Source organism: Streptomyces griseofuscus (genome assembly GCF_014673495.1).
GTDB classification, from domain to species: Bacteria; Actinomycetota; Actinomycetes; order Streptomycetales; family Streptomycetaceae; genus Streptomyces; species Streptomyces murinus.
In genome coordinates this window covers 3,376,211-3,393,549 of the sequence record NZ_CP051006.1, presented here as the reverse complement: position 1 = coordinate 3,393,549, position 17,339 = coordinate 3,376,211, and the positions used below count along the sequence as shown (strand labels likewise).

The 17,339-nt window shown below is 67.2% G+C and carries 11 protein-coding genes and 2 rRNA genes; 8 read left to right on the top strand and 5 right to left on the bottom strand.

Features of this window, described 5'->3' with window-relative positions; translation table 11 throughout:
* Positions 1 to 15 precede the first annotated feature (15 nt).
* Positions 16 to 3,136 (top strand): 23S ribosomal RNA (locus tag HEP81_RS14855).
* A gap of 71 nt (positions 3,137 to 3,207) precedes the next feature.
* Positions 3,208 to 3,324: ribosomal RNA gene (gene rrf / locus HEP81_RS14850) — 5S ribosomal RNA — on the top strand.
* 61 nt (positions 3,325 to 3,385) lie between these two features.
* Here the strand turns inward: rrf and HEP81_RS14845 are convergent.
* From HEP81_RS14845 to HEP81_RS14825, 5 genes are all read right to left on the bottom strand, one after another.
* Positions 3,386 to 3,784, bottom strand: coding sequence for a hypothetical protein (locus HEP81_RS14845; RefSeq protein WP_157854694.1), 399 nt, complete (start codon positions 3,782 to 3,784; stop codon positions 3,386 to 3,388).
* A 17-nt stretch (positions 3,785 to 3,801) separates the two neighbouring features.
* Entirely contained in the window at positions 3,802 to 8,547 is a 4,746-nt protein-coding gene (locus HEP81_RS14840) for a putative T7SS-secreted protein (protein WP_078967809.1), read from the bottom strand.
* Positions 8,547 to 9,185, bottom strand: coding sequence for a hypothetical protein (locus HEP81_RS14835; RefSeq protein ID WP_037664268.1), 639 nt, complete (start codon positions 9,183 to 9,185; stop codon positions 8,547 to 8,549). The genes HEP81_RS14840 and HEP81_RS14835 overlap by 1 nt, the downstream gene beginning before the upstream one ends.
* Positions 9,182 to 9,481, bottom strand: coding sequence for an SseB family protein (locus HEP81_RS42665; protein WP_374193150.1), 300 nt, complete (start codon positions 9,479 to 9,481; stop codon positions 9,182 to 9,184). The genes HEP81_RS14835 and HEP81_RS42665 overlap by 4 nt, the downstream gene beginning before the upstream one ends.
* Before the next feature lie 374 nt (positions 9,482 to 9,855).
* Entirely contained in the window at positions 9,856 to 11,586 is a 1,731-nt protein-coding gene (locus HEP81_RS14825; protein WP_037664271.1) for a chitinase, read from the bottom strand.
* A gap of 325 nt (positions 11,587 to 11,911) precedes the next feature.
* On the opposite strand from HEP81_RS14825, the gene HEP81_RS14820 reads away from it, so the two are divergent.
* The 6 genes from HEP81_RS14820 (at position 11,912) to HEP81_RS14795 (ending at position 17,339) form a co-directional block, all read left to right on the top strand.
* A complete protein-coding gene (locus tag HEP81_RS14820; RefSeq protein WP_037664274.1) occupies positions 11,912 to 12,772 on the top strand; it encodes a hypothetical protein in 861 nt (286 codons plus the stop codon).
* A 73-nt stretch (positions 12,773 to 12,845) separates the two neighbouring features.
* Positions 12,846 to 13,556, top strand: a complete 711-nt coding sequence (gene cpaB / locus HEP81_RS14815) for a Flp pilus assembly protein CpaB (RefSeq protein WP_037664275.1) — start codon at positions 12,846 to 12,848, stop codon at positions 13,554 to 13,556.
* 12 nt (positions 13,557 to 13,568) lie between these two features.
* On the top strand, positions 13,569 to 14,834 hold the full coding sequence (locus HEP81_RS14810) for a CpaE/TadZ family protein (protein WP_037664278.1): 1,266 nt from the start codon (positions 13,569 to 13,571) through the stop codon (positions 14,832 to 14,834).
* Positions 14,835 to 15,219: 385 nt separating this feature from the next.
* Positions 15,220 to 15,624 (top strand): TadE family protein, encoded by a 405-nt coding sequence (locus HEP81_RS14805; protein ID WP_037664280.1) that lies wholly within the window; start codon positions 15,220 to 15,222, stop codon positions 15,622 to 15,624.
* A 1-nt stretch (position 15,625) separates the two neighbouring features.
* Complete coding sequence (locus HEP81_RS14800) at positions 15,626 to 15,988, top strand: TadE/TadG family type IV pilus assembly protein (RefSeq protein ID WP_037664283.1); 363 nt, start codon at positions 15,626 to 15,628, stop codon at positions 15,986 to 15,988.
* Positions 15,989 to 16,001: 13 nt separating this feature from the next.
* A complete protein-coding gene (locus HEP81_RS14795; protein ID WP_037664285.1) occupies positions 16,002 to 17,339 on the top strand; it encodes a TadA family conjugal transfer-associated ATPase in 1,338 nt (445 codons plus the stop codon).

Here is a 17,339-nt window from a genome sequence, read left to right as displayed (position 1 = left end):
GACGCGAGCATCTGTGGCCAAGTTTTTAAGGGCGCACGGTGGATGCCTTGGCACCAGGAACCGATGAAGGACGTGGGAGGCCACGATAGTCCCCGGGGAGTCGTCAACCAGGCTTTGATCCGGGGGTTTCCGAATGGGGAAACCCGGCAGTCGTCATGGGCTGTCACCCGCTGCTGAACACATAGGCAGTGTGGAGGGAACGAGGGGAAGTGAAACATCTCAGTACCCTCAGGAAGAGAAAACAACCGTGATTCCGGGAGTAGTGGCGAGCGAAACCGGATGAGGCCAAACCGTATGCGTGTGAGACCCGGCAGGGGTTGCGTGTACGGGGTTGTGGGATCTCTCTTCTACGGTCTGCCGGCCGTAGGGCGAGTTATAAACCGTTGATGTAGACGAAGGACATGCGAAAGGTCCGGCGTAGAGGGTAAGACCCCCGTAGTCGAAATGTCAGCGGCTTGCTTGAGAGACACCCAAGTAGCACGGGGCCCGAGAAATCCCGTGTGAATCTGGCGGGACCACCCGCTAAGCCTAAATATTCCCTGGTGACCGATAGCGGATAGTACCGTGAGGGAATGGTGAAAAGTACCCCGGGAGGGGAGTGAAATAGTACCTGAAACCGTGTGCCTACAAGCCGTGGGAGCGTCGGAAACACTTCGGTGTTTCTCGTGACTGCGTGCCTTTTGAAGAATGAGCCTGCGAGTTTGCGGTGTGTTGCGAGGTTAACCCGTGTGGGGAAGCCGTAGCGAAAGCGAGTCCGAACAGGGCGATTTTAGTAGCACGCTCAAGACCCGAAGCGGAGTGATCTAGCCATGGGCAGGTTGAAGCGGAGGTAAGACTTCGTGGAGGACCGAACCCACCAGGGTTGAAAACCTGGGGGATGACCTGTGGTTAGGGGTGAAAGGCCAATCAAACTCCGTGATAGCTGGTTCTCCCCGAAATGCATTTAGGTGCAGCGTCGTGTGTTTCTTGCCGGAGGTAGAGCACTGGATAGGCGATGGGCCCTACCGGGTTACTGACCTTAGCCAAACTCCGAATGCCGGTAAGTGAGAGCACGGCAGTGAGACTGTGGGGGATAAGCTCCATGGTCGAGAGGGAAACAGCCCAGAGCATCGACTAAGGCCCCTAAGCGTACGCTAAGTGGGAAAGGATGTGGAGTCGCACAGACAACCAGGAGGTTGGCTTAGAAGCAGCCACCCTTGAAAGAGTGCGTAATAGCTCACTGGTCTAGTGATTCCGCGCCGACAATGTAGCGGGGCTCAAGCGTACCGCCGAAGTCGTGTCATTGCAGCAATAAGCCCCAACGGGTGCTGTGATGGGTAGGGGAGCGTCGTCTGCCGGGTGAAGCAGCACCGGAAGGTAGTTGTGGACGGTTGACGAGTGAGAATGCAGGCATGAGTAGCGATACACACGTGAGAAACGTGTGCGCCGATTGACTAAGGGTTCCTGGGTCAAGCTGATCTGCCCAGGGTAAGTCGGGACCTAAGGCGAGGCCGACAGGCGTAGTCGATGGATAACCGGTTGATATTCCGGTACCCGCTGTGAAGCGTCAAACATCGAGCATCGTGATGCTAAGGCCGTGAAGCCGCCCTGATCTCTTCGGAGTTGAGGGGAGTGGTGGAGCCGCTGAACCAAGCGGTTAGTAGGTGAGTGATGGGGTGACGCAGGAAGGTAGTCCATCCCGGGCGGTGGTTGTCCCGGGGTAAGGGTGTAGGACGGTGTGTAGGTAAATCCGCACACCTTGTGTCTGAGACCTGATGCCGAGCCGATTGTGGTGAAGTGGATGATCCTATGCTGTCGAGAAAAGCCTCTAGCGAGTTTCATGGCGGCCCGTACCCTAAACCGACTCAGGTGGTCAGGTAGAGAATACCGAGGCGTTCGGGTGAACTATGGTTAAGGAACTCGGCAAAATGCCCCCGTAACTTCGGGAGAAGGGGGGCCACGCTCGGTGATGGGATTTACTCCCTGAGCTGGGGGTGGCCGCAGAGACCAGCGAGAAGCGACTGTTTACTAAAAACACAGGTCCGTGCGAAGCCGTAAGGCGATGTATACGGACTGACGCCTGCCCGGTGCTGGAACGTTAAGGGGACCGGTTAGCTCCATTTCGGTGGGGCGAAGCTGAGAACTTAAGCGCCAGTAAACGGCGGTGGTAACTATAACCATCCTAAGGTAGCGAAATTCCTTGTCGGGTAAGTTCCGACCTGCACGAATGGCGTAACGACTTCTCGACTGTCTCAACCATAGGCCCGGTGAAATTGCACTACGAGTAAAGATGCTCGTTTCGCGCAGCAGGACGGAAAGACCCCGGGACCTTTACTACAGTTTGATATTGGTGTTCGGTTCGGCTTGTGTAGGATAGCTGGGAGACTTTGAAGCTCATACGCCAGTGTGGGTGGAGTCGTCGTTGAAATACCAGTCTGGTCGTGCTGGATGTCTAACCTGGGTCCGTGATCCGGATCAGGGACAGTGTCTGATGGGTAGTTTAACTGGGGCGGTTGCCTCCTAAAGGGTAACGGAGGCGCCCAAAGGTTCCCTCAGCCTGGTTGGTAATCAGGTGTTGAGTGTAAGTGCACAAGGGAGCTTGACTGTGAGACCGACGGGTCGAGCAGGGACGAAAGTCGGGACTAGTGATCCGGCGGTGGCTTGTGGAAGCGCCGTCGCTCAACGGATAAAAGGTACCCCGGGGATAACAGGCTGATCTTCCCCAAGAGTCCATATCGACGGGATGGTTTGGCACCTCGATGTCGGCTCGTCGCATCCTGGGGCTGGAGTCGGTCCCAAGGGTTGGGCTGTTCGCCCATTAAAGCGGTACGCGAGCTGGGTTTAGAACGTCGTGAGACAGTTCGGTCCCTATCCGCTGTGCGCGTAGGAGTCTTGAGAAGGGCTGTCCCTAGTACGAGAGGACCGGGACGGACGAACCTCTGGTGTGCCAGTTGTTCTGCCAAGGGCATGGCTGGTTGGCTACGTTCGGGAGGGATAACCGCTGAAAGCATCTAAGCGGGAAGCCTGCTTCGAGATGAGGGCTCCCACCCACTTGATGGGGTAAGGCTCCCAGTAGACGACTGGGTTGATAGGCCGGATCTGGAAGCCAGGTAACTGGTGGAGGTGACCGGTACTAATAGGCCGAGGGCTTGTCCTCAGTTGCTCGCGTCCACTGTGTTGGTTCTGAAACCACGAACAACCATTTGCTGGTTGATAGTTTCATAGTGTTTCGGTGGTTATAGCGTTAGGGAAACGCCCGGTTACATTCCGAACCCGGAAGCTAAGCCTTTCAGCGCCGATGGTACTGCAGGGGGGACCCTGTGGGAGAGTAGGACGCCGCCGAACAATTTTTAGGGAAACCCCCGCACCGTTGGTGCGGGGGTTTTCTGCGTTATCCCCGCCGCTCTCAATCCTTGGGGATGGAGATCTGGTTGATCATCTCGATGATGAGGTCAATATCAGAAAGGGCTTTGAGGCAGAACTCTTGATCGTTGGTGTTGATGGAGTGAATGGTTTCGGAAAAACTTGGATCCGCCAGCCCTCCAGCCTCCTGGTGGACCCTTCTCGGTAGCAGGATCCAATTCCTTCGTGTCCTGTCGAGGATCCATTCGAGTTGAGTGGCGGGCTCCTTCACAGCATCCTCGATAACCTCTTCCAGTCCCTGACGGATGGATTTGTAGCGCCATCCCATGTAAGGCACCTGGTAGTAGTTGAATACGTGGTTGTACTCCGCCGGCAGCTTGAACCAGGCAAGTTCTCCGAACCTGCTGAGTGCTTGCACTGCTTGCGTGCTTCGAGTTGACATGGTGTTCCAGTGTCTAGCTACCAGAGGGGACCAGAGAATCCCCCGTCCTGAACCAGAAGCTTTTTCCCGGGATTGGACAGGCGGATTGCACGCTCAAAATCTCCATATGGAATCGGATTGGAGCTCATACCCGGGTCGTAGACATACCTTCCGTCTGTGTAGACGTCATGATATCGATAGGCTACGAGCTCCTTCCCCATGTTCTCAGGGATGACGATTTCGGAAGAGTTGCGCGTTGTGAAGTTAATAATCTTTCCGTTCCCTCCACCGTTCCTCTTAATGTATTCGGCGATCTCTGAACAGTCGATGTTACCGCCAGTCGGCGCCGATCGCATTGCCTGAGTCGTCGTCTCGTCGGGTGGGAAATTCGGGTTCGGTTCCCTGAAATCGAAGGGGTTGCGGGATTCGCCGTCAGGGTATTCAGGTGCCAGTCCGAGGGAATCGGACCGCGTATGCGGGTTCTGGGGGTAGATAGCGGGATTGGGAGCGGGTGTCAGACCGAGTGGATCGAGTGTGAGGTATCGCGCCGTTTCGGGGTCGTAGTGGCGGAAGTAGTTGTAGTGGAGGCCTGTTTCCGGGTCGTAGTACTGGCCGGGGAAGCGTAGGGGTGTGTAGGTGGTGCTGTTTGTTGCCCACGCGGTGGTTCCCCAGAGGGTGGTTCGGGTTTGCCAGGCGAGGTTGCCTTGTTCGTCGATCAGTTCGGTTGGGGTGCCGACGAGGTCGGTGATGATGGCGAAGAAGCGGGAGTCGATCTCTTCTTGTGGGGTGTCGGTTGTGGTGATGCGTTCGGTTTGGGTGAGGGGGTGGAGCCCGTGGTGGTCCCAGGTGAGGATCACTGGGTTTGGCAGGGCCGGTGAGGTTGTGGTCTGTTCGCAGAGGGTGGCGCCGTCCCAGGTGAAGGTCACCCGTTCCAGGACCGTCTCTCCGTCGTCCGCCAGGCGGTGCTTGGCGGTGCGGCGGCCCAGGGGGTCGTAGGTGTAGCGCCATTGGGTGCCGTCGGGGGTGGTGACCGAGGTCAGGTGGTCCTCGGTGTCCCAGGTGTAGTGCCAGGTGTCGGGCTTTTTGGACAGGCGGGTTTTCTGACGGAGGGTGATGCGGCCCAGGGCGTCGTGTTCGTAGCGGATGTTGCCGGCGCGGGTGATGCGGGTGCCCTGGTAGGTGCGGGGGCCGGTTGCGTCTGTGCCGGGGTGGGTGGTGGGCCAGCTCGCGTGGGTCTGGTTGCCTGCTTCGTCGTAGGCGTAGCGCTCGGTCCAGCCGGTCGCGTGGACGGCGGTGACTCTGCCGGTCGCGTCGAGGTCGAAGCGGCGGGGGCCGGAGAGGTGGTCGTCGATGCCGGTCAGGTTGCCGTCGGCCCGGTAGGTGTAGGAGCGGTGCTGGAGCAGGGCGTCCGACGTAGCCCTCACCGTTTGGGTGGTCAGGCGGCCCAGGGGGTCGAAGGTGTGGGCCAGGGTGAGTGTGTCGCCGATCCGGCGGGCCAGTTCGCGGCCCGCCTTGTCGTAGGTGAAGTCGATCGGGCGGCCCGACGCGACCATGCCGGTGCGGTGGCTGGCCGCGTCGTAGGACCAGGTGGAGACGGCACCGGTCGGGGTCGTGCGGCCCGTGCGGCGGCCCAGTTCGTCGTACGTATACGTCAGCGAGCGACCGTTCACCGTCTCCGAGCGCAGCCGGCCGTGGCGGTCGCGGAGCAGGGTGAGGGTGGTGCCGTCGGGGCCGGTCGCCCGGGCCAGTTGGTCGGTCAGGTCGTAGGCGTAGGTGGTCACCTGGCCGGCGGCGTTCTTGCGGAGCGTCTGGCCGAGTTCGTTGCGCTCGAAGGACACCACCTCGCCGAGGGCGTTGCGGCGGGAGGTCAGGCGGCCCGCCGCGTCGTACTCGTAGCTCAGGGTGCGGTCGTCGAAGTCGGTCTCCGTCAGCAGGTGGCCGGCGGCGTCGTAGGCGTAACTCCACGTCAGACCCTGGGGGTTCGTGACCTGGGTCAGGCGAAGTTCCGTGTCGTGGGCGAATTCGTAGCGCACCCCGTCCGGGCCCGTGCGGGCCGTGAGCAGGTCGAAGTGGGAGTACTCGAAGCGGGTCACGCCGCCCAGCGGGTCGGTGTGGGTGGTGCAGTTGCCCTCGCCGTCGTAGGTCCATGATTGCGTCGTGCCGTCCGCTGCGGTACGGCGTGTCAGGTGGCCCTCGACCGACCACTCCAGCCGTGTCGTCGCGCCGGCCGGGTCCGTGATCACGGTCGGGCGGCCGAAGGCGTCCCGGGTGTAGCGGGTGACCGCGCCGAGAGGATCGGTCACCGTCACAGGGAGGCCCGCGGGATCGGACACCAGCGTCGTCGTATGGCCCAGGGGGTCCGTCACCGAGGTCAGATGGCCGCACTCGTTGTAGGTGAAGCGGGTCGTACAGCCGGAGGAGTCCGTCACCGAAGTGCGGTTGCCCCGGGTGTCGAAGGTCTGCCGGACGGTCGTGCCGTCCGGGCGGACCAGCTTCACCGGCAGACCCAGCTCGTTGTACTCCGCCCTCGACTCCCGGCCGTCCGGGCGGACGATCGAGGTGAGGTTGCCCGTCTCGTCGTAGCGGAACGACGTCGTGTGGCCCAGCGGGTCCGTCGTGGAGAGCAGGCGGTTGTAGCGGTCGCGGACGTAGCTCGTGGTCGCGCCCAGGGGGTCGTTCTCCGCGACCACCTGCCAGGCGTCGTTGACCAGGTAGCGGCGGGTGTGGCCCGCGCCGGTCATCGCCGTCGTGGTGCGCAGGCCCGTGACCGGGTCCGGGTCCGCGTATGTCAGCCGGAGCGCCATGTGCCCTGCGGCGCCGCCCTCCGCCACGCAGCGGTCCCGGTCGTCGTACGTGTAGGTGTAGGAGCGGTCGTTCGTGTCCGTCCAGGACGTCACCCGGCCGCGGTCGTCGTAGCCGAAACGCAGGGGCAGGCCCGAGGAGTTGACGACCTCGGTGAGGTTGCCGTCCGTGTAGGCGAAGCGCTTGAGTTCCTCGCCCGTCGTCGCCAGGCGGTACGACGTGACGCGGCCCGAGTCCGTGGTGATACGGACGCCCTGGCCGGCGCTTGTGAAGACGGCCAGCGGGGTGCCCTCGGCGTCGTGCTCGAAGGTGAGCCAGTTGCCGTTGCGGTCGTCCACCTGCTCCAGGACGGCCAGATGCTCGGTCCGGTCGGCGAAGTGCCAGGTGCGGCGGGTCTCCGGATCGGTGATCGTGTAGCCGCCGGCCACGCGGTCCAGCGGTCGGCGGGGGCCGTGGCTGGGGAGCGTCGGCAGACCTGGCGCGGGGTGGGGGTAGGAGAGGAGCAGGCCGTCCTCCGTGACGAAGACGACTCCCTCCGCGTCGATCTCCAGGCGCTGGTCCAGCGTGGAGGACCACGACGGGCCGAACCAGCGGCCCAGGCGGTAGCCGGACTCCACCCGCCGCTTGAGGAGCAGGGGGAGCGTGCCGGGCAAGGCGACGTCCGTCTGCGGCAGGTACATCTTGCCGGTGGCGAGGTCGATGGGGTCGGTGCCCTCGCTCGACACCGAATTCTGCTCGCGGGAGGGCTGATGGGGGTCCTCGCGGACCGTGTCCCGGGCGGTGGCCTTCCCCGCGTCCTCCGCGCCCGTCCGGGCCCCGTCCTTCAGCGTGCCCTCGGCCGCCGAACGCAGGCCCGCCTGCGCCGCGTCGCGGGTCAGACCCGTCTCCAGGCCGATGCCGTCGCCGACGAAGAGCTGGGGCAGCATCCGGCCGCCGAACTCGGACGGGTCCTTCTTGAAGTCGGACCACATGCCCTTCAGCGCGCGGTCGGGGTGTTCGTCGAGGGCCACCAGACCGCTGAGGGTCATGCTGACGTGCTGGAGGTAGTTGGCCGGGTGCGTGACGTTGTAGATGTCGAGGGGGTTGAGGCCGCGCACGAAGGTGAGCAGGCCCGCCGTGCCCTTGACGACGCCGCCCACGAAGTGGACGGCCTCGGCGTCGATCTCCGAGCAGCCGTCTTTGAGTTCGTGGCGCAGCCGGGTCAGTGGCGGGGGCTCGGCGGGGGCGTGGGCGAGGGCCGCCCTGATCTTGCCCTGGGCCTCCGTGGCGGCGGTGTTGCGCTGCTTGCGGGCGGCGGCGAGCTTGTGCACGGCCGAGTCGATGTCGGCCTTGCCGGGGTCGTGGAACGGCTCGGGCTTGGGGCCCGGGTCCTCGTTCGCCTTGACCTTCGCGTTGTAGGCGTCGGCCTTCTTGTTGTACGCCTCGACCGCGTCCTTGGACGCCTTGGTGCCCTTCTTGTAGAGCTCGACGGCCTCCTTGGCCTGGCTCTGGGCCCACTTGACGGTGTCCGCGTACGACTCCAGAGCCTGTGCCGCCCCGAGGCAGGCCTCGGCCGCGGTGGTCCACTTGGCCGGGTGGACGCCGAATTTCTTGCGGAAGGCGTCCCCGCCCTCGCCCTCCCAGCCGGTGGAGTCGACCTTGCGCATCCCTCGGCCGACCTTGTCGAAGGCACCGTTGAAGTCCCGCAGATGTCCCGCGCTTTCGCGAATCCGCTCCGGGGCGCCGTGCAGGAGCTGGTCCGGGTCGTCGGTCTCGCCGAGCTGCTTCTCGCCCGGGGTGGCACCCAGGTAGGAGGCGAGCCCGTCGCCCGCGTCCTCGACCTTGTCGGCCCACTTGTGCAGGCCGACGTGGTCCAGTTCGCCGCCCACCTTGTGCGCGGCCCAGTCGACACCCTCGCCGACCTTCTTCTTGCCCGCGTCCCAGGTCTCCTCGCCGGCGCCGAGGACGGTGTTGGTGATCTTGCCGAGCTCACCCAGGCCCATCAGCCGACACCGCCCTGCTGCCGGGCGGCCTGGGCGCGTTCCTCGGGGGAGGGGCCGAAGGCCTTGTCGAGCAGCTTGTGGTAGTCCGCGTCCGACATGCCGCTCGGCCGGATGCCCATGGTTTTCGCGGCAGGGGAGTCCATGAAGTCGCGGGCGTCGTCGTCCCAGCCCTGCTTGCTGTTCGCCCACGCGTCGTCGAAGGACTTCTTGCTGTAGTCCACATTCCCGTCGTACGGACTGGACTTGAAGATGTCTCCCCAGCCCATCTTCTCCACGTCCTCCTCGGAGGCGTCGGGATTGCCGATCGCCGCGTTGGCGACGTCCTTGAACGTGCCGACCACGTAGTTCTCGGTGTCGTAGTACGTGCCCGCCGCCAGGCCCGTCTTCATCGCGAGTCCGCTGCCCTCGTCGATCAGCGCGCGCACGCCCCATTCCCAGCGTTCGCAGAACGACTTGAATTCGCCGGTGAGCCCGTCGTGACCCAACTGGAGCCCGGTCAGCCCGACTTTGTCGAAGCCGCGGCCGGCGCCGGCCGCGTACACCAGGCCCAGCTCCTTCAGCTCGCCGAGGGCGTCGTTCAGCCCCTTGGTGATCAGGGCCAGGCCCTCGGTCTTCAAGTCCTTGCCGTCGCCGCTCACTTCGCGTCCCCCCGCTCCGCGCTCACGTCCACCGCCACCCGGTCCGGCACGATCCCCGCGACCGGCGGGAACAGCGTGCCCCGGCCGCCCACGTCCAGCGCCACCCCGCACGGCACCCCCACGGCGGGCACCGCGGCGTCCAGCAGCCGGGCGCCCAGCCAGCGCTGGTAGGCCCACTCCCGGTCGCCCTCGCCCCGGGCCAGCGCGTAGCGGGCCAGGGCGGTCTCGTCGGAGAAGGCGTAGATCCAGCGGACGCCGCCGTAGTCACCCGTCAGGGGGACGTCGTGTTCGTCCAAGGGTACGAGAACGGCCGTACGGCGGAACTCACCTACCCGTGTGGCCAATTCGCGGCGCGCATGTGCCAACTCGGCGGCAGGTGAATGGGTAAAGGAATTCTTGTTCGACGGCAAAGGAGTGTTCTCGTCCGGCCGACGGGTTTCCGTCTTCTCCCGTTCGGCGGGTGCCGCCGTCTCCACGTATTCGGTGAGGCGCGATCTACGCGTTGCCGCCGTCGAATTCATTCCGTCCCCTGAGGCCACGTCAGGGAGCATCACATCGACGTATTGCCGCTCGCAACGCGAATCGGGTGGGGCTGGCCGGAAACGCACGAGGCGCCCGGGCTCCGAGGAGGAGCCCGGGCGCCGGGTGGTGGGGGTCGGGGGTGGTCAGGTCAGGGCATCGCGTGGACGTGGGCGCCCACCGTGCCGGACCAGGAGTTGCCGTTGGAGGCGTCCCAGTTGGTGGACCAGGTCATGGCGCCGCGCAGGTCGGGGTAGGTCTTCGAGGGCTTGAAGGAGCCGCAGTTGGTGGCGGCGGTCAGGCAGTCGAGGGCGTTGTTCACGACCGAGGGGGAGACATAGCCGCTGCCCGCCGCACTGGTGGAGGCGGGGAGGCCGAGGCCGACCTGGGAGGGGGAGAGGCCGCCCTGGAGCTGGATGCAGGCGAGGGCGGTGAGGAAGTCGACCGTGCCCTGGCTGTAGACCTTGCCGTCGCAGCCCAGCATGGAACCGCTGTTGTAGTACTGGGTGTTGACGACCGTGAGGATGTCCTTCACGTTCAGGGCCGTCTGGAAGTAGGAGGCGGACGTCGACTGCATGTCGATCGTCTGCGGGGCCATCGTGATGATCAGGGACGGGCCCGCCTTCGCGGACAGGGCGCGCAGGGCCTGGGTCATGTACGTCGCGTTCAGACCGTTCTCCAGGTCGATGTCGACGCCGTCAAAGCCGTACGTCTGCATCAGGGAGTAGACGGAGTTCGCGAAGTTCGTGGCCGAGGTCGAGTCGCTGACCGAGATCGTGCCGTTCTGGCCGCCGATCGAGATGATGACCTTCTTGCCGGCCGCCTGCTTGGCCTTGATGTCGGCCTTGAACTGGTCGGCCGTGTAACCGCCGAGGTCGGCCGAGTCCAGGGTGAAGGTCACCGCGCCCGGCGTGGTGGAGGCGTCCGCGAAGGCCACCGCGATGATGTCGTAGGCGGCGGGCACGTCGGAGATCTTCTGGACCTTGGCGCCGTTGTTGAAGTTCTGCCAGTAGCCCGTCACCGCGTGCTTCGGGAGCGAGCCCCCGGTGTTGCCGCCGGTGCCGGTCGAGGCGGTGGTCGCCGTCACCGCCGCCGACTTCTGCGACTCGCCCGCCGCGTTCGTCGCCGTCACCTGGAAGGAGTACGAGGTGGCGGCGGACAGGCCGGTGAGGGTGGCCGAGGTGCCGGTCGTCGAGGAGACCTTCGCGCCGTTCTCGTACACGTTGTAGCCCGTCGCGCCCGAGGACGTGGACCAGGTGAGCGAGGCGGAGGACGAGGTCGTGGCGGAGACCGCGAGGCCGGTGGGGGCGGACGGGACGGTGGGGGGCGTGGTGCCGCCGCCCGTGCCGCCGCCGTCGGGGCCGTAGAGGGAGACGTCATCGGCGTAGTAGGCGGCCTGGCCGTACCAGCCGTGGGTGTAGACCGTGACCGACGTGGTGTTCGCGCCCGTGGTGAACGACGTCGACAGCTGCTTCCAGGACGTCGTGTCCGGCGTCCAGGTGGAGACGTCCGTGGTGCCCGTGCCCGTCACGCCCAGGTAGGTGTAGCCGCCCTGGACCCAGGAACTCAGTGTGTACGAGGAGTTGGGCTTGACGGCGACCGTCTGGGTGCACTGGGCGTTGTCCTGCCCCGCGGGGGTTGCCTTGAGCGCGCTGGTTCCGGAGTGCACCGGGGAGGAGACGGTCGTGCCGCTGCCCGCCGAGCAGGTCCAGCCGGACAGGCCCGATTCGAAGCCGGCGTTGACGACGTTGTTGACGTCGGCCGCGGACGCCGGTGCGGCGGTCGCGGCGAGGCCGGCGGTGGCGAGGGCGAGGGTGACGGCGGCGGACCATGCCGCGAGCCGGCGTCGGGGTGGTCTGGGTGTGCCTGGTGCTCGGTCCACGGGGACCTCCGGGGGAGTCGGAGTGGTGCAGGGGTCCAGCGGGTGGATGCCAACGGGTGAATTCCAGGGGGGTGGAATCCGACAGGGTGGAATCCGTGGGGTGGAGCCGGTGGCCACCGGTGCACAGACAAGTTGGTCCAGACCAATCCTGCTGTCAAGAGGTCCAGACCAAGGCGGGGGTCGATGGGTTTCGCAACCTGCCCCGGTTTGCGGGGACTTGCCCCCAGCAAGTTCCACATGGGCTTCACCAACGCTGTTCTCCCGCCCGGCGCGCGTGGATACAGTGCTCAGGTAGTCACGCAGTGAAGTCACCGGGGAGCGGGGCGTGCCAACTGCCATTGCCGTGACCAGCGCCGACCTGGCGCTGCCGCCACAGGACGAACGCACCATGCCCGCCGTCGTGCTGGCCGGACTCGACCGGCATCCGCTCGATCACGCCCTCACCGAACTGAGCGACCTCATCGAGAGCCACGGCCATGTCGTCGTGGTGTGCTCGGCGGCCACCCCGGAGCCGGTCGTACGGCGCCTGTACACCCTGCGCTCGCTGCTGGAGAGCGACCGGATCGCGCTGCTCCGGCCCGAGCTGCCGCCCCTCGGAGTCGCCGTACTGGGGCGCCAGTTACGGCAGCTCGCCTCCTGCGACCTCAGTCCCGGGGTGCTGGCCTCCGCCGGGCGGCTGCTCGCCCACTACATCCATGCCGGGGCCGTGCTCGGCTCGGTGGCGCGGCTCGACCGGGTGCCGGTCGGACTGAAGGCGCACGCCAAGTCCTGGGTGCCGGGCAGCCAGTTCGCCGTACTCGCCCATCCCGAGCCACAGCTCGTCAAGGTCGCACCGGAAGTCACCCTCAAGGGGCCCGAGTTCCCCACCTGGCTGCTGCTCGCGAAGGGGCAGCTGCCCGGCGACTGGGCGGCCGGCCTCGGGACCGCGTGGGGGGCGCAGGGGGTGCGGGAGACCGCGCTGCCCGCCGAGTCCCGCGCCTGGTGGGGGACCGGCCGCATGGTCGAGTTCTGTGCCCACCTCGACGATCTGTCCGTGCTGTACCAACTGGTCGCGTCCGTACGGCAGTCCAGCTGCCACTGGTGCGGGCTCGACGTCATCGGTGACCGCTGCGTCTTCTGCTCCGCCGTCCCGCCCGTCCATGAACCGCCCGCCCCACGGGCCCTGGAACCCCGCACACCCGCCTGAGCCCGGGAACACGCCCACGAGCTGTCCGTCCATATCCCGAACGACCGATTCCCCCAATGAGGTTGCACGGTTCATGAACTCCCGTCAGCGCCGCGGCGTGATACTCCTGCTCCTGTCCGTCCTGTGCGCTCTGCTCGCGTTCGCCGGTGTGCTCTCCGTCGTCCATGACGTCGACTCCAAGGTCGGCCCCGAGGTCACCGCCTACCGGGTCCGCTCCGACGTGAAGCCGTACACCACCCTGGACGCGGGCCAGTTCGAGAAGGTCAGGATGCCCAAGCGGTGGCTGTCCGGGACCGCGGTCACCGATCTGCGCGCGCTCCAGGGCAAGATCGCCGTCACCACGCTGCGCGCCGGGTCGCTGCTCCAGAGCGACATGATCGTGGACCAGCCCGCCCTCCAGCCCGGACAGCAGGAGGTCGCCATCATGATCGACGCGGCGACGGGCGTGGCGGGCAAGATCACCCCGGGGTCCCGGGTCAATGTGTACGCCACCTTCGCGGGCAAGAAGGAGGGCGACCCCGACCAGTCGAAGATCATCGTCACCGACGCCCGAGTCCTCGACGTCGGCCGGATCACCGCGCTGGACCCGGACGCCGCCAAGAACAACCAGCAGCAGCCGAGCGAGGCCGTCCCGATCACCTTCGCGCTGTCCACCCTCGACGCCCAGCGCATCACCTACGCCGAGTCCTTCGCCCAGCGCGTCCGGCTCGCTCTGGTGGGCCCCGGCGGCGACACGAGCGTCCCGGACAAGGACCGCACCTACGAACTCGCGACGGACAAGTGAGAGGCGGCCCGCATGCCGACCAGGATCCTCCCGGCGGGCGCCGACCCGGACGCCGTCCGCTCCCTCGTCACCCTGCTCAGCCAGCTGCCCGACGCCGAACCGCAGCCGCCGGTCACCGACTCCACCCAGCTGGTGGACGCCCTCGCCCGGCTCGCCGCCGAGGCCGTGGACGAACTGCCCGAGGTGCTCGTCGTCCATGAACGCATCGGCCCCGCACCGGCGTTGGAGCTGATCCGCGAGATCGCCCTGCGCTTCCCCGCGGTCGGCGTCATCCTCGTCACCACCGACGCGAGCCCCGGTCTGTTCGCCGCCGCCATGGACTCCGGCGCCCGGGGCCTGGTCGCGCTCCCGCTGTCGTACGACGAACTGGCCGGCCGGGTGCAGGCGGTCGCCCAGTGGTCGACGGAGGTACGGCGCCACCTCGGCCAGGGCGGTGAGGCGCCGGGCAGCTCCGGCGGTACGGTCGTCACGGTCAGCGGCGCCAAGGGGGGCGTCGGCGCGACGCTCACGGCCGTACAGCTCGCGCTCGCCGCACAGGCCTCCGGGCGGTCCACCGCGCTGGTCGACCTCGACCTCCAGTGCGGGGACGTCGCCTCCTTCCTGGACATCCAGTTCCGGCGCTCGGTCGCCGACCTCGCCGCCATCAGCGACATCTCGCCGCGCGTCCTCGCCGACGCCCTCTTCCGCCATGACACCGGGCTCGCGCTGCTGCTCGCGCCCGGCGAGGGGGAGCGCGGCGAGGAGGTCACCGACCGAGCCGCCCGGCAGATCGTGCGCGCCCTGCGCTCGCGCTACGAGGTGGTCGTCATCGACTGCGGCGCACAGCTCGGCGGGGCGGGCGCGGCCGCGATCGAGGCGGCCGACACGGCGCTGCTGGTGACGACGCCGGACGTGATCGCCGTACGCGCCGCCAAGCGGACCGTGCGGATGTGGGACCGGCTCCAGATCCGCAAGGCGGAGGAGACCACGGTCGTCGTCAACCGGCAGAGCCGGCACACCGAGATCCAGCCCGCGCTGGTGCAGCGGATCACCGGCACGGCGCTGGCGCGCACCGCCGTGCCCGCCAACTTCAAGGAACTCCAGGCGGTGGTGGACGCGGGGCGGGTCCATGAGCTGGACGCGCGCAGCACGGTGAAGCAGGCGCTGTGGGCGCTCGCGGGGGAGCTGGGGCTCGCACGGGCGGCGGAGGGCGCGCACCGGGGCGGGGCGCGGGGTGGCGTGCGCGGCGGCGGGCGCGACGGGGCGCGTGCCGGTGGCCTTCGGCGGCGGAAGGAGTGAGCCGGTGACGAGGAGGGGCAAGAGGGACGCGGACCCGGGCCGGGTGAGCGGTGCGGGTCCGGTGAGCGGCGCGGGCCGGATGAGTGGTGCGGGTCTGGCGAGCGGCGCGGGTCGGATGGGTGGTGTGGGTCCGACGTGTGATGAACGTCGGCTGAGCGATGCGGGCCGGGTGAGTGGTGCGGGTCGGATGGGTGGCGCGGGTCCGGTGAGTGATGAGCGGTGGGCGAGGGGTGCGGGCCGGGGGAGCGATGTGGGTCCGACGCGTGACGAACGTCGGCTGAGCGACGCGGGCCGGGTGAGTGGTGCGGGTCTGGTGAGCGGTGCGGGTCGGATGGGCGATGCGGGTCCGACGTGTGATGACCGTCGGCCGAGCGATGCGGGCCGGATGGGCGATGCGGGTCAGGTCAGTGATGCGGGCCCGACGGGTGATTCGGGTCAGGTGAGCATCGAGTTCCTCGGCATGACGCCGCTGATCCTGCTCACCCTGGTGCTCGTGTGGCAGGCCGTGCTCGTGGGGTACACCTTCACGCTCGCCGGGAACGCCGCCGACGAGGCGGTACGGGCCGGTACGGCGGCGTCGCCGGGCGGTGCGCGGCAGGCGGCCTGCTCGACGGCGGGGCGCAAGGACCTGTCGGCGGCGTGGCGGGGGGACGCGACGGTGAGCTGCGGTGGGTCCGGCTATGTCACGGCCGATGTCTCCCTGAAGGTCCCGGTGCTCTTCCCGGGCCTGATCGCTTTCCCGGCGCGGGTGCACGGGCACGCCGGCGCGGTGGAGGAGGCGAAGGACTGAGATGCGGTACCCGAGCGGGCGTCGTGACCGCCGTGAGCGTCGTGAGCGCGGCCAAGTCGCCATCGAATACCTGGGATTCCTGCCCGTACTGCTGATCGTCGCCCTCGCCGGCATCCAGCTCGGCGCCGTCGCCTACGCCGCCGAGCAGGCCGGTACGGCGGCCCGTGCGGGGGCGCGGGCCGCCTCGCTGCGGCAGGACGCGCAGCAGGCGTGCGCGGCCGCCGTCGGTGGGGGGATGCGGGTGAGTTGTGCGGAGGGCGGCGGGGGCGGCTCCGTGACCGTGACGGCGACCGTCCGCATCCCGAAGATCGTGTGGAGCTTCGGGGACGCCACCAAGTCGGCGACCATGCCGCTCGACCATTGAGGAGCCGGTGACCATGAGCCTGCGGGCACGCATCAGCACTCCGGAGGACCACGGCAGCCGGGGCGAGGACGGGCATCTGGTCGCCGCCTACCGGGCCAAGCTGCTGGAGGAGATCGACCTCGCGGAGATGGGCGCGCTGGCCGCCGCGGAGCGCCGCAGTCGTCTCGAACGGGTGCTCGGGCACATCATCAGCCGGGAGGGCCCGGTGCTCTCCACGGTGGAGCGCGCCCAGCTGATCCGGCGGGTGGTGGACGAGGCGCTGGGTCTCGGCATCCTCGAACCCCTCCTGGAGGACACCTCGATCACCGAGATCATGGTGAACGGGGCGGACGCGATCTTCGTCGAACGCGGGGGCCGCGTCGAGCAGTTGCCGCTGCGCTTCGCCTCCGCGGACCAGCTGATGCAGACCATCGAACGGATCGTGTCGACCGTCAACCGCCGGGTGGACGAGTCGAATCCGATGGTGGACGCCCGGCTGCCGTCCGGCGAGCGCGTCAACGTCATCATCCCGCCGCTGTCGCTGACCGGGCCCATCCTCACCATCCGCCGCTTCCCGCGCTCCTTCACCCTCCAGGAGCTGATCGGGCTCGGCTCGCTCGACGAACCCATGGTGTATCTGCTGGCGGGGCTGGTGCAGGCGAAGTTCAACATCATCGTCTCGGGCGCGACCGGCACCGGCAAGACGACCCTGCTCAACGCGCTGTCCGGGCTCATCCCGCCGCACGAGCGGATCATCACCATCGAGGACTCCGCCGAACTCCAGCTCCAGCAGAGCCATGTGGTCCGGCTGGAGTCGCGGCCGCCGAACGTCGAGGGCAAGGGCCAGGTCACCATCCGCGACCTGGTGCGCAACTCACTGCGGATGCGGCCCGACCGGATCGTGGTCGGCGAGGTCCGCGGCGGCGAGTCCCTCGACATGCTCCAGGCGATGTCCACCGGCCATGACGGCTCCCTGGCCACCGTGCACGCCAACAGCGCCGAGGACGCCCTCACCCGGCTCCAGACGCTCGCCTCCATGTCCGACGTGGAGGTGCCGTTCGTCGCGCTGCACGACCAGATCAACAGCGCGGTCGACGTCATCGTCCAGCTCACCCGGTTCGCCGACGGCGCCCGCCGGATCACCGAGATCGCGCTGCTGGACAGCCATGGCGGGGAGCCGTACCGGCTGGCCAGTGTCGCCCGCTTCGAGGCGGAGCCGATGACGGCGGACGGCCGGGTGCCCGGCGCCTTCGCCTACTTCCCGCTGCCGCGCCGCACCGCCGACCGCCTGCACATGGCGAGCCAGCCCGTCCCGGGCGCCTTCGGCGTGGCCCGCACCGCCGACCAGCTCGCCACCCGAGAAGCCAGGTAG

Bases quoted from the DNA above. Each gene is read 5' to 3' on its own strand.
- HEP81_RS14845 (WP_157854694.1), bottom strand. From the start codon at position 3,784: ATGTCAACTCGAAGCACGCAAGCAGTGCAAGCACTCAGCAGGTTCGGA.
- HEP81_RS14840 (WP_078967809.1), bottom strand. From the start codon at position 8,547: ATGGGCCTGGGTGAGCTCGGCAAGATCACCAACACCGTCCTCGGCGCC.
- cpaB (WP_037664275.1), top strand. From the start codon at position 12,846: ATGAACTCCCGTCAGCGCCGCGGCGTGATACTCCTGCTCCTGTCCGTC.
- HEP81_RS14810 (WP_037664278.1), top strand. From the start codon at position 13,569: ATGCCGACCAGGATCCTCCCGGCGGGCGCCGACCCGGACGCCGTCCGC.
- HEP81_RS14805 (WP_037664280.1), top strand. From the start codon at position 15,220: ATGGGCGATGCGGGTCAGGTCAGTGATGCGGGCCCGACGGGTGATTCG.
- HEP81_RS14800 (WP_037664283.1), top strand. From the start codon at position 15,626: ATGCGGTACCCGAGCGGGCGTCGTGACCGCCGTGAGCGTCGTGAGCGC.
- HEP81_RS14795 (WP_037664285.1), top strand. From the start codon at position 16,002: ATGAGCCTGCGGGCACGCATCAGCACTCCGGAGGACCACGGCAGCCGG.